Source organism: Microcoleus sp. Pol1C5, assembly GCF_036701115.1.
In the GTDB taxonomy this organism is placed as follows: domain Bacteria; phylum Cyanobacteriota; class Cyanobacteriia; order Cyanobacteriales; family Microcoleaceae; genus Microcoleus.
This window is the reverse complement of record NZ_JAUBQE010000029.1, coordinates 23,954-36,969: the sequence shown is the minus strand read 5'-3', so window position 1 is coordinate 36,969 and position 13,016 is coordinate 23,954. Positions and strand designations below refer to the sequence as shown.

Sequence of the window (13,016 nt, the reverse complement as noted above, 5' to 3'; positions counted from 1 at the left end):
AAACCGTCAATGCAAAAACATCAAAAATCCCACTGGTATTTTAATCTATCTCTGTATACTTTTGTCATCATCGGTTCCCTGATGGCTACAGGCTATCTTTTCCCGATTGGAGGCAACTTCCCAGAAGTGCCGCCCATTCAATTTATGTTAAATCCTGAACTGTACAAAAATGACTATTACGTTCAGGAAATGGTGAAATTTAATCCCAGGTACTACTATTATTATATTATCTATTTGCTCGCCAACTTAGGAACCAGCATTCCCCTAGCGCACTTTATTTATCAATTCCTAGCCTTTGGTTCATTTATCCTAGCTTGCTACGCAATTATCAATATCTATACTAATTCCAAACTGCCTGCCGCAGCGATGGCTTTTTTATGTATAGCCGCTTCATTTACAGATGTTGGTAACACCCTGATATTTTCTACCAAATCAGTACCCAGTACCTTCGCAATGGGTTTCGCAATCTGGGGAATTTACTTTAGTTTGCGCCAGAAATGGCTGACCGGATATTTCTGTTTTGGACTGGCTTGTCTGTTGCAATTTTTAGTTGGTTTATTGCCGGGATTGATGATGGTTCCCGTTTTAGTTATTGAATCTGTAAGACAGCGGAAGTTTAAAACATTGATTGTGGCGATCGCACTTTTAGCAGCAATGGCAAGTATCGTTTACGTACCGATGTTATTAACAGGTACTACCAGCACTCACACTATCGACAACGCCGAGTTTGTCTACATTCACGCAAAAGTCCGCAACCCCCACCACATCCTCCCGTCAAATTGGGATGTCGGGAATTGGTTCAACTTTATATGTTTTATAATGGGTGGCTTGCTGTGCATCAAAAATTCTAATTTATTGCCAAAAGAAGACAAAGTTAATTTTTATATAATTGTTGGTACATCCATTTTTGGACTATTTATAAATTACATATTTGTAGAAATTTACCCGGTGGCTTTTATCGCCAAACTACAGTTAGCTAGAACCGTACCTTTTGCTCAATTAATTATATTTATTGCTGTTGCTTTGACGGTAGATCGAATTTACAGAGAAAAACAAATAGCTGTTAGCTTGTTGCTGTTAGCTATTCTAACTTTGCCTTTTCGGGGTATCATGTTCCTAGGATTATCAGTGTGGGAAAGAAAAAATTACGTATTTCCCAAACGATATAATATATTGTTGTGGATTTTAGCAGCAGGAACGGTAATTTTTAGCTTGATATATCCCCTGGCTGATTCATGGGAAATAATAGGCGATCGAATAATTAGCATCCCCGTCCTTTTCTCAATCCTCGCCTTCCCATTCATTTTAGAAGAAACATCCCTAGCTACATCTATAAAACAGACTCTAACTCACACCTTAGCCTTAATAACTACCGCCACCTTAGTTTTTGGAATAGCAGGAATTCTGCCCAAACCTATATTAAATGTATTTCAAACAAGAGTTAATATCAATGCCGTTCCCAGGGACGACTTAAGCAGATTAGCTGTGCGTTTTTCGCAAATTAGCAGCCACGATGTACTCGTATTAGTTCCCCCCTCAGTTACCAGCTTTCAGTTTTTCTCCGAAAGAGCAATTGTCGTGAACTTCAAGAACTTTCCATTTACCGAAAAAGGCATTAAAGAATGGCAAAATCGCATGGAAACCGTTTTAGGGGTTCCCTTAAACCCGCAAATGATTTGGGGAGGAAATGACTTTTTTATCCGACGCAGCAGTGCGGATTTAGTCAAAGTAGCCAGAAACTATCATGCCGATTATATCCTGACTCGTACTGACTGGCATCCAAATATTCCAGGGGAAATCGCCGACAAACAAGGCAAATGGATACTGTATAAAATTAGGTAATAAGTAATTGCTAATAGATAATTGGTAAAACTTGTTAAAGCCAAATATGACTTTTATCTTAGTCTGCAGAGACAGACTTTGCTTGTCTGTAAGCAATTTCAAGATTCGCTTTATCTGCGTTAATCAGTGTTAATCCGCCTTAATCTGCGGTTAAATATCAAAACCCGAATCATCAATAATTTCGCTAATTTGCTTATCCACATAATCAGCATCAACATTCCGCGCCATCAACTCAGCTAAAATCCCCAAAGAAATCAACTGCACCGACAGAATTGTACACAAAATTCCAAAAAATAACAAAGGTCGATTCCCGATCGGCCCAAAATTCATCCCCGCCAAATTCAGAAACCAAATAACTATCAAATAACTCAGCGAAACAGTTCCCACCAAGCCAAAACACAATCCCAAACCCCCAAACAAATGACCCGGTTTGTGCAAATACTGCGTCGTGGCTAACACCGTCAACAAATCTATAAAACCCCGCGCATAACGTTCCCAGCCGTAATTAGATTTTCCGTGCTTTCGCGGATGATGTTCCACAACTACTTCCCCAATTCTAAACCCTAAATTGTTGGCTAAAGCCGGAATGTAGCGGTGCAATTCCCCGTACAATTTAATCGACTGCAAAACTTCTCTACGGTAAGCTTTAAAACCGCAATTCATATCGTGCATTTGCACCCCAGTCAGCAAACACGCAACGGCATTAAACAGCTTGGAAGGTAAAGTTTTAGAAAGCGGGTCGTTCCGCTGTTTTCGCCAACCAGAAACTAAATCAAATCCAGATTCTAAATGATGTAAAAACTTGGGAATTTCAGCGGGGTCATCCTGAAGGTCAGCATCGAGAGTAAAGATAATTATCCCTGCTGCATTGCGAAATCCTGCTGAAAGTGCGGCGGATTTGCCAAAGTTGCGGCGCATTTTAATCGCTTTAATTAGTTTGGGATGTTTGCTGGCTAAATCTGTGATTTCTTGCCAGGAATAATCGCGGCTACCGTCATCTATGAAAATGACTTCGTAACTGTCAATTTCTGTTTGAAACATGACAAGTTTTATCTTTTCAAACAGAAATTTTAGGGTGGCTTCTTCGTTGTGAACGGGGATTACGAAGCTGAGATGTTTTGGCATAGGGCTATTCTATTTCATTTGTGTTGTCAATGAGATTTTTTTATTAACCGCAGAGGGCGCAGAGGGCGCAGAGGAGGAGAAAGAGAGGTTTTTTAGTTTTTATTGATAACTTGGGAATTCCGCAAAGCTACCCAACCTTCGCGGTTTTTAAAGGAGGCATAGGCTGTCAATAATTTATCTGTTGGTGATGTTTGAATGTATCCTCTCCAAGCGGCGAATTCGTAGGAAGGGCCAAACAATTTAACTAAATCTGGGCGCGGAAATCCTGACATGGCGAAACCTCGAACGACATTTTCTTGGTTGAGAATGGCAATACATTTTACATTGTTTTCGGGGTCTCCTACCCAGCCAATTACTCTGGAGGCGGCGGGCGCGAGTTTAGTTACTGTATCAAAAAATCCTGGTACTCCGTCTTTGGGCGCTGACAGTAAATTTGGGTCGATTTTTGTGTCTAATGGTGCACAGAAATTGTGTTTTTTGATGTCTCGGTTAAATGGCACTAAGTTGTTAGTTTTTAATGCGTCGATTAAGCCGATAAAAGCGGCGGGTTTGTTGCCTACGCGGTCTTTAATTAGCGTTACGTCGGTGATGCCTAATTGCAGTGATAATGGTACTAACGGTTGATAGGTGGCTCTGCGGGCGATCGCCATTGCAGTTTCGCCTCCCACCCCGTACATTAAAATAATCGCAACTGTCGCGACTGCAAACAGCGGTGTCAGCCAACGCCCTTGAATTCTTGGTGTTGGCTGCAACTCGCGCACCCACAATACTGTCAGCACAATTGTGCTCATCCAAAACAAAGCTGGGAGTGTGGCGTAGCGGGAAGCGGTGGCCTGTTCGACGCCAAATCCCGATCGACTAACCGCAGCCATTAACGCCGTTTGCAGCGTGTAAAGTTGGATTGATAGCCAAGGCAGCCAATCCAGGCGAGTGACCTTTTTTACAAATAGCCAATAACCTACAAAACCAGTCGCAGCAATCAAACCAATTATACCAATAATTGAAGCAACAATAATATTTTCGCTAAAAATTCCGCCGAGATAAGTGGGAATATATTCGAGAGTTTTGAGGGGGTTAATTTTAGTTAAAGAAGGGTGATGAGATGGAGTTTTATAAGTTAAAAAATAAATGCCAATCACTGCAATCGAAGCAATGAAATACAAATAAGTTATTCGCCGAGGAAACCGCAGCACAACAGCAGCAGCACACAATATCGGCCACAAAGCTAAAGGAGTGCTGTAACTAATACAGCCTAAAACGCCAAAAACAATGCTGCCAATTACCCACTTATTTTGTTTCCATCCTTCGTTACCAGGCTCTGCCTGGGAATGAATATCCAGAGGCTCCGCCTCCCTCTTTCTTGACAAAAGCGTCACATAGGATTGCAAACAAAATATCGAACAAATCACAAATAAATTAGCAATTATCCAGTGAACACCGCTGAATCCCCGCATCCAATTGTGAGCAGCCGCCGGAGTAAAATTAAAAATAGAAATACAAAGCAGTAGCGAGATAAATTGCAGCGGAAAATGCCTCAATTTTAACGGCAGCAGAGCAATTAATACGTGGCACTGAATCCAAGCCAAGAACCAGGCAACTAAACATAAACCAATATTTGAACCTTGGGTGAAAGCTATATTCAAGCCATAAATAATTGCCGGAATCAAGACAAAATGCTCGTTCGCCCGAAATATCCAATTAAAAAGATTTGTAGAGAAACCGTCTACTGAATAAAAATTCCAGGTCATCCACCAATAATCAAAATTAGACAATTCTCCCGCTTGCGATATCAAGTACAAAATATATGACGCTGGTATTAGAATGCCGAGAACGGATGCGGCAATTAAAATATATTGTTGCTTGACTTTCATGGATTCAGACAGGGGGATATTTTTATTAATTGGTAGGGGCGAGTTTAGGTGAGAAACTTTGGATATAACAGGTAACTCATTAACAAAACTCGCCCTCGCGATTTGAGTTTTCCTCGATTTTTTATTTCACTTCTCTGGCCAGCATCTGTCTGAGCCCTTGCCGCCAGTGGGGGGGATACGTGCCTAGAAGTGCTGATATTTTTACCGTAGATAGGACAGAAAAAGCCGGACGTTTTGCGGGTGTCGGATATTCGGCGGTGGTGATGGGAATTACGCGCTGAACTTTTAGGGGAAGGCCGAGTTGTGCTGCTTCCTCAAAAATTGCGATCGCAAAATCGTACCAACTGCAAACTCCGCTGTTAGTGTACTGGTAAGTCCCAAAACTTTCTGACCCAAGCAGAGGAATAATTTGCGAAACTGCCTCCGCTAAATCCCCCGTCCAAGTAGGACTTCCGATCTGATCTGCTACTACTCGAATTTCTTCCCTTTCCTTTCCCAACCTCAGCATGGTTTTGACAAAATTACCTTTGCCGCCGTTGCCGTAAACCCACGCGGTTCTAATAATAATATGTCGGTTCCCCGCTTTCCGAATAGCTTCCTCGCCTGCTAATTTAGACTTGCCGTAAGTTCCCAGCGGGTTCGTAGAATCTGTTTCCTGATAAGCAGAACCGTGGCTACCGTCAAATACATAATCAGTAGAAAAGTGAATCAAACTTGCTCCCAGTTTTTCGCATTCCTCTGCGAGAATTCCGGGTGCAATGCCGTTGATGGCGTTTGCTAATTCCGGTTCGCTTTCCGCTTTGTCTACGGCAGTATAAGCACCCGCATTGACGACTAAATCCGGTTGAATTTCAGCCATTGCCTGACGGATGCTTTCCGCTTGGGATAAGTCGAGGCGAGTGCGAGCGACCGCAATTACCTCTCCCGAAGATAATAAAATCGGCTGCAATTCTTGAGCTAGCTGTCCGCTGCCACCTGCGAGTAAAATTTTCATAATCAAAAAACTTGAGCTGTTTTCAACGTTTGTCCAGCTTGGTCTTTAGCTGATAAGATTGGTTGGTCACCATCTAGCGGCCAGTCGATCGCCAAATCGGGGTCATTCCACAGGATACACCGCTCGTGTGCTGGTGCGTAATAATCTGTCGTTTTGTACAAAACTTCAGCCGTCTCCGAAACCACTAAAAAACCATGAGCAAATCCCGCCGGAACCCAAAATTGCCGTTTATTTTCTGAACTCAGCAAACACCCAACCCACTGCCCAAAAGTCGGCGAACTTTTTCTAATATCCACCGCTACATCAAAGATTTCGCCAGCAACTACCCGCAGCAGTTTGCCTTGAGGCTGCTGCAGTTGGTAGTGCAAACCGCGCAACACATTTTTAGAGGATTTGGAATGATTGTCTTGAACAAATTCTGCCGTCACACCCGTTTTTTCGAGAAAAGCTTTGTGATTGAAACTCTCAAAAAAGAAACCGCGATCGTCTCCGAAAATTTTCGGCTCAATGATCAGAACTTCCGGTATTTCAGTAGATATAACATTCATAGTTGGCTGTATCGCGTGATAAACTCATACTCAGTCTAGGATATTTTACTATGAAAACTGACACATATCTCAAAAAGTTGTATGCCAACCGCTTTGATTCGCGACAAATGCAAGCGAAGGTGGCACTATGGAAAGTTTTAATTGACGACTTCTTACAAAATTATGTTCCTCCCGAATCAGCGGTCTTAGATATTGGCGGCGGTTACTGCGAGTTTATCAATCAAATTAGGGCTGAACAAAAATGTTTGATTGACCTCAATCCCGATTCAAAGTTATTTGCAAATCCTGATGTGAATGTGCTTAACATTGACGTGTTGAATTTTGGCAATAAACCTGCTTTTAGCGAAGAATATGACCGAATATTTATATCTAACTTTTTTGAACATCTCCGCAATAAAGAAGAACTCATCCAAATTATCTCATTTTGCTTTGAGGCGCTTAAACCAGGGGGTTCTCTCTTAGTTGTTCAACCAAATTTTAAATATTCTTTCAAAGAGTATTACGATTTTATCGATCATCAATTACCGATTACCCACTTATCGCTGCAAGAACTTTTACAAACCGTCGGCTTTGAAATCGACCTAATTATACCCAGATTTTTGCCATTTTCGACCAAAGGCAGACCGGCCTCGCCCTGGCTTTTAAAAGTTTACTTAAAATTGCCTTTTTTGTGGCTGTTTTTGGGAGGCCAAATGTTTGTTAAAGCATCAAAAAAAAACAATAGAGGCAGCTTCTCATGACAGGCATTCCCAGTCATATCCAGGCAGAGAGATAAATCTGCGTTTATTCGCGTTTATCCCCCTGCATCTGCGGTTAAAAAATCCCTACAAAATCGAACTTAAAACCACCTCATTAGCAGCAATCCAATCATAAATATCCTGCAAAGCAGCTTCCGGCCCAATAACAGGCCGCCATCCTGTTTTCTCCATCACCCTAGAAGAATCAGTAATAAAAATCGGAATATCCCCGGCGCGTTCCTCCAAAACAGGATGAATCGGAATCGACTTACCCGCAATTTTTTGGCACAAATCAGTTGTCTCAACCAAAGAAAGACTGTTGCTCAAACCGCCGCCAACATTAAAAACTTCGCCGTCAAATTCAGCAAAATGTTCTAACTGATAATTAACTAACCTCAACAAATCTTCAACGTGCAGTAAGTCCCTAACCTGCTTGCCACTGCCGCCAAAACCGATATAATTCAGCGACTTTTGAAAATAGTGAGCCGCCACCCACAAACCGCAAACTCCCTGATCGACTTTACCCATTTGCCAAGCACCAGTAATTAACCCGCAGCGGTTAATAATTGCGGGTACATTGTATGCTTCCCTGTATTCCTCAATCAGCAATTCTGAAGCTAATTTAGTTGCTCCGTAAAGCGAACGGTGTCCTTTTAATGGGAAGTCTTCTGATATGCCCAACTCGGATATACCGGGTAAAATTTGCTCAGGGGCGATCGCAAATCTATTCGGCAACTCTAACAGTTTAACAGACTTGACACTGGCGATCGGATAAACCCGACTCGTAGACAAAAACAGCAAACTCGCACCCGTTTGTCTCGCCAACTCCAAAACATTCACAGTGCCCAGTAAATTCGTCTGCAAAACATACTGAGGCGAACTAAAACCTGCCAGTACAGAAGGCTCCGCAGCACAATCTATAATGCAGTCAGCATTCAGTGCAACTGGATCTAAATCCGCCGCTGTACGAATGTCCCCGTAAACAAACTGAATCCCGCAACTTTTAAGCCGAGGCAGATTCAATTCTGAACCCCGGCGACGCAGGTTATCCAAACAAATTATTTGCCATTCCGGGTGCAGTTTCTTCAGACCAATTGCCAAACAACTACCGATAAAACCCGCACCGCCCACAATTAAAATTCTCTCAGGCATTCACTTTTATTTTTGCTATCTTTCTAGTCCGGTGGTAGTCGCCGCGAGAGAGATGTTTTTCCAGCCAGACATACAAGACAATAAACAAATATCGACTGCCCATCTCTTTGATTTTAAGCTTAGAAATACCCGCAGTCCGATTGTACCACCTCAGAGGAATCACCGTATAGGAGAAACCCCGGACAATTGCTTTTAAAGGCAGTTCCACTGTCAAATTAAAATGATGGCTCAAAATCGGTTGTACGCCTTCAATCACTTCTCTGCGGTAAATTTTAAAAGCATTGGTGACATCGCTGTACCGCAAGCCGAAAATACTTTTGACAAACCAGTTTGCTAAGCGGTTAATTGCTAACTTGTGAATTGGATAATCAACTATAAAGCCGCCTTTGATAAAGCGGGAACCGAAAACGCAATCATATCCTTCTTGCAACTTGCGGTATCCTGCTACCAAATCCATCGGATCGTCGGAAGCATCCGCCATCACAATTGCCGCAGCATCTCCGTCAAATTCTGCCAATCCCCGGCGCACAGCAAATCCGAAACCGTTGGGAGGTTGATTGTTGATGTATCTAACTGTGGCAAAAGTCTCTGACAACTCCTGGCAAATATCAATTGTTCGATCGACACTGTTGTCATTCACAATCAAAATTTCGTGCGGAATGCCTTCTAAATCGAGCGTCTGGGCGATCGCCCGCACAGTACCGTACAAACAGCCCTCCTCATTGTGGGCTGGTATAATCACAGAAATTTTCACTCCTCATCCTCCACGCAACTGGACAAACTGGTTGTCAACAGGATTATACACCCAAGCTTTAATTTCTGTTTGGGCGATCGGCAAATTATTATCCGACAAATCAACAGCCCACCTTGCATTGTTGTACAACTCAGATTTTAAACTCTTAGCAATGTCGGGACTGTCCAAATTTACATAAGCGTTAGCCAAAAAAGATTGTTTATCGCCGACTGATAGCAGTACAATATTTGGTTGTTTCAAATTTCCTGGCAAAACCGCCCAACCGGCAGCCTTGACAGCAGCATTTTTCTTGACAGTCACCGATTTCTCGCTGGTTTGAGGTTTGTCTAAATACCCGTAAACTTTCTCAGTATTAGAAATAAACTCTACATTTTTCGCGAACTTGATCCAACCTATTTTATCGATAATTGCAGCGCCTTCTCTCACCAGCCACGTTTTTTTACTCAGCACCCTCAAACAGCTTTCGGGCGAATTATCAAAAAAATATGAGGGTTCCAGATAGTTAATTAACTGCAAACAATCTTGAGCGCCTTGTTTGTAAAAAAGTGCCGAGCGAGATTGGGTGATCGCCTGTTGAGAGTTAACAATAATTGTAGCAATTAACAGCCCTGCTACTACCTGATAAATAAATTTATAATTACTCTTTAACCTTGCTTTTGTTTCTTGATAATTACCTCGGACAAACAATTGCCCTAGCTGAACCAAAGCAATTAACAGCAAAATCGAATTAGTCGTATATCTCGACGATTCGATCGCGTGAATCGCCCCAAATTCTGCCCTACCAGCCGTAATAAACAGAGCCGATAAAACAGAAAAAAAACCTATTGACAGCCAAGGTAAAGCCTCACGATGCTCGCTAATCTTTCGGCCAAAGTGGAATCCAAAAAATAAAAAAGTTGCAAATATTAGTCCCCCTACCAATGCCGAAATTCCCGACAAGCGAACAATTGGCGAACCCAGCAAACTCAAAAAGTAATCAATTACCACAAGGGGCTTATTCAACAATGAAATAATACTTGTTTTCCGACTGGGATGATAATCAATTGAATAAACAGCACAAGTTGCCACGAATAGCAGCATCCATACAATAAGCCTTTTTCTTTTCTGCGCTGCATTTCCCTGCAAAGCCACCACAGCAGGAATCGCTGCCACCCAAGAAAGCAAGCCTTGAGCCAGCGAAAAACTAGCAATAAAGCAGAATACAGCAGCAAGAGAGATTCTAAGATTAGGCAATAATTTGTGAGTTGAAATCAGCGCATAAACCGCAGCTACTAAACACAAATTGACTAAAAACCAAGCGATTTGAAATCCCCAAAGCCAGTTTTCATGCTGAACCAGGGAGAAAAGCAAAATACAAGTGAAAATATTAGCTAGATGGAACAAATTATCCCCAACATTTTTAACCTGCATCGAGGATAACTTGTACATAGCGATAAAAGTTATCGCCGCCAAACCTATGCTGAGACACAACTGATAATTAATATTCCATTGGGAAACAAAAGCCAAAATAGCAATAATTAATTTCGGAAAAAGTATCCGGTGATTGCTGTGCAAAGCCCAAAAATCGTTAAAAGTTACATTTCCCGCAGCTATTTTTTCAAAAAGACTCGCTAACCTCCACTCGTCATCAACGGGAACGTTAACGCTAAAATTCGCTACAAATCCGATTAACAGGACAACAGGAATTAGGTATAAAGTAAATAAGATGATTTTTTTCATGAAAGTGCGATCGCACCGATTGCCATCACCATTTTATATCAAACCCGGTTAAATAATTTTTATCAAGTTTGTAGTGAAGACTTCTCTCCTCATAGTTTGAGCCGGGACTTGCATTCCTTACTACAAACAAGTTGAAAAACATAACACATAGAAACCCGGTTTCTTCAAAAAACCGGGTTTCCGAACAGCCTAAAAGCCACGCGTTCAATTCGGTTAACCGAATTACTTAATAGTCTTGAACGTATCCATTTTCCCAGTAAATCGGTTGATAAACATCTGCAAAACACTCCGCTTGCCGATATTGATATTAGAACTCACGGACATTCCCGACTGCAAGTTAACCTCAACTTGATTTGCCTTGCCCTTGTTCAAAACAAACTTCTGATTCTTGAGCTTAATTTTGGTTTTGAAAGCGTAGTATTTCCGCAGTTCAGTAGGAGGCTCAGCATCGCTGCTAATCTCTATCACTTCACCCTCAGCAGTACCAAACTCCATCGCCGGGAAAGCTTCTACATTCACTTCCACAGGCACGCATTGGTATTTCGTCAAACCCAGTTTCTCTCTGTTAACTTCCTTCTCTGGACAAACGCAAATTTTACCTGTTTCGCAGTCAATCTTTTCTCCGTCTAATTGCTTGCCGTGATACGGCTCCAATTTTGCCCGCTTCTGTCTCAAAGCATCCAATACCAGAGCCACATTGCTGTTTTCCAGGTAAACTACTGCTTCCAGACCGTTATCGTCATCCAAAACTTTGAGTAGCTTTTCAGTTTGCTGCGCTTCGTAATAAGCTTCTTCGCAGCGTGCTGGGCGCGGTTCGCCCGGTTTGACCACCGAATTAATAATGGATTGGCATATCGGATCTTTGGCCATATCCAACTCAGCTTTCTCCTTCGTAGAAGGCTTCAAATCAAAGATTACCCCCGATACCGGAGCCTTCATCACTTGAGTGTCGCGGTTTTGTTGAGCCTTTTCTAGCTGAGCGTTCACCTCGGACAACTTTTTCAGGTTTTCCACTTTTAAGCGGCTTAGCTGAGAATCGCTGCTGGCAATTTGTTTCTCGTTTTCAGCAATTTTGGTATAAAGTTCTTTTGCCCAGGAATCCTTGGTGTTTTTCAACTGTTCTTCGGCGCGGCTGATGGACTCCTGAATGCGCGCTTGCTCTCCTTGGTGACGCTGTATTTCAGCAGTAATTTTTTGGATGTCACCTTGACGCGCGTTAATTTCGCCTCGGCGCGTATTGATTTCACCGAGGCGCGTGTTAATTTCGCCCCTGCGAGAGTTGATTTCACCTTCGCGCTGCTTGATTTGATCTTGCTGTTTGAGAACGTCGCTTTGGCCTCTGAAAACATCTTGCTCTTGACGTTCTTTTTGCAGTTCAGCGATGGCTCCTTCCTCTACCAGGGGGGCGAGTCTGCCTAGGATGTTTTGATTCGACTTCAATACTTGTTGCGATTTCGCTAACTGTTCTTGGGCCAAATCTCTCTGAGCCAGGGCGGATTTTACTTGCTCTTGCGAAGAAGCTAACTGCTGCTGAGCATAATTTAATTGGTTCTGGGCAAAACCCAATTGTTGCTGTGCCACTGTCATTTGATCGCCGGCGGCTTTCTCAGCATCCTGAGCTTGCTTCAGTTGTTTTTCCAACTCCTGAACTTGGCCTTGAGCAGCAGCAACGCGAGACAGAAATTCCGATCGATAATTAACATAAAGTCCTTGCTGGGCTGCATCAAAATTTCCGCTAGCTCCCCGATTGAGGTACAGTTCGTCAATCAAAGCTTGCAGCACTTGATTTTGTGCCGTGAGGCTCTGTCTGTCCTTGATTGTTGATTCTAGGTTAGAAGGAACAGGGCCTTGAATTTTGCCGTTGACAACATCTTCGTAAAATTTATTTTCCTTTTCCAGAGCTTCTTTAGTTTTCTGTATCGATGTTAAATCGGCACTGGGTGCAAGGGGGTTGAAAGTGAGCAGAGGCTGATTTTTTTCCACACGGTCGCCATTTTCAACGTGAAGTCTCACGACAGCGCCCGTAGCAGGTGCTTGAATGTCTCTAGCACCATCTTTGAGTTCCAATTGGCCGACAGCAGGGACAGCTTGCTCTACGCTAGCAAAATAAGCCCAAACTACAGCAGAAGTGGTCATCAGCATGATCATCCACAAAAACAAGTGCGACCAAATCGCTGGTTTTTCGAGAATGACTGGTTGCTCAGAAAGTATTAACGATTTCATAGCCATTTGTTAGTTCTCAGTTGTTAAGCGTTAGCGATCGGTTGTGAGTTG

The 13,016-nt window shown here is 42.6% G+C and carries 10 protein-coding genes; 2 read left to right on the top strand and 8 right to left on the bottom strand.

All coding sequences use genetic code 11. The features are described from left to right. Positions 1–9: 9 nt before the first annotated feature. Positions 10–1,842, top strand: a complete 1,833-nt coding sequence (locus QUA23_RS17270; RefSeq protein WP_333077396.1) for a DUF6798 domain-containing protein — start codon at positions 10–12, stop codon at positions 1,840–1,842. Between the two features lie 150 nt (positions 1,843–1,992). Here the strand turns inward: QUA23_RS17270 and QUA23_RS17265 are convergent, their stop codons facing one another. The 4 genes from QUA23_RS17265 to rfbC form a co-directional block, all read right to left on the bottom strand. Next, on the bottom strand, positions 1,993–2,967 hold the full coding sequence (locus QUA23_RS17265) for a glycosyltransferase family 2 protein (RefSeq protein WP_333077397.1): 975 nt from the start codon (positions 2,965–2,967) through the stop codon (positions 1,993–1,995). 92 nt (positions 2,968–3,059) lie between these two features. Continuing rightward, positions 3,060–4,838 carry a hypothetical protein gene (locus tag QUA23_RS17260; protein WP_333077398.1) on the bottom strand — a complete coding sequence of 593 codons (1,779 nt, stop codon included), beginning with the start codon at positions 4,836–4,838 and terminating at the stop codon, positions 3,060–3,062. A 121-nt stretch (positions 4,839–4,959) separates the two neighbouring features. Continuing rightward, the gene (gene rfbD, locus QUA23_RS17255; RefSeq protein WP_333077399.1) at positions 4,960–5,832 is read right to left on the bottom strand and encodes a dTDP-4-dehydrorhamnose reductase; all 873 of its coding nucleotides are present in this window, start codon (positions 5,830–5,832) and stop codon (positions 4,960–4,962) included. Positions 5,833–5,834: 2 nt separating this feature from the next. Beyond that, positions 5,835–6,380 (bottom strand): dTDP-4-dehydrorhamnose 3,5-epimerase, encoded by a 546-nt coding sequence (rfbC, locus tag QUA23_RS17250; RefSeq protein WP_333077400.1) that lies wholly within the window; start codon positions 6,378–6,380, stop codon positions 5,835–5,837. 50 nt (positions 6,381–6,430) lie between these two features. On the opposite strand from rfbC, the gene QUA23_RS17245 reads away from it, so the two are divergent. After that, entirely contained in the window at positions 6,431–7,120 is a 690-nt protein-coding gene (locus tag QUA23_RS17245) for a methyltransferase domain-containing protein (protein WP_333077401.1), read from the top strand. Between the two features lie 84 nt (positions 7,121–7,204). On the opposite strand, the gene QUA23_RS17240 is transcribed toward QUA23_RS17245, so the two are convergent. The 4 genes from QUA23_RS17240 to QUA23_RS17225 form a co-directional block, all read right to left on the bottom strand. Beyond that, positions 7,205–8,269: an NAD-dependent epimerase/dehydratase family protein gene (locus QUA23_RS17240; protein WP_333077403.1), complete on the bottom strand. Its 1,065-nt coding sequence runs from the start codon at positions 8,267–8,269 to the stop codon at positions 7,205–7,207. Continuing rightward, complete coding sequence (locus QUA23_RS17235; RefSeq protein ID WP_333077404.1) at positions 8,262–9,023, bottom strand: glycosyltransferase family 2 protein; 762 nt, start codon at positions 9,021–9,023, stop codon at positions 8,262–8,264. Before QUA23_RS17235 ends, QUA23_RS17240 begins: the two co-directional genes overlap by 8 nt. 3 nt (positions 9,024–9,026) lie before the next feature. Beyond that, positions 9,027–10,742, bottom strand: coding sequence for a hypothetical protein (locus QUA23_RS17230; protein ID WP_333077405.1), 1,716 nt, complete (start codon positions 10,740–10,742; stop codon positions 9,027–9,029). Positions 10,743–10,964: 222 nt separating this feature from the next. After that, positions 10,965–12,965 (bottom strand): chromosome partitioning protein ParA, encoded by a 2,001-nt coding sequence (locus QUA23_RS17225; protein ID WP_333077406.1) that lies wholly within the window; start codon positions 12,963–12,965, stop codon positions 10,965–10,967. Between the last annotated feature and the right edge of the window lie 51 nt (positions 12,966–13,016).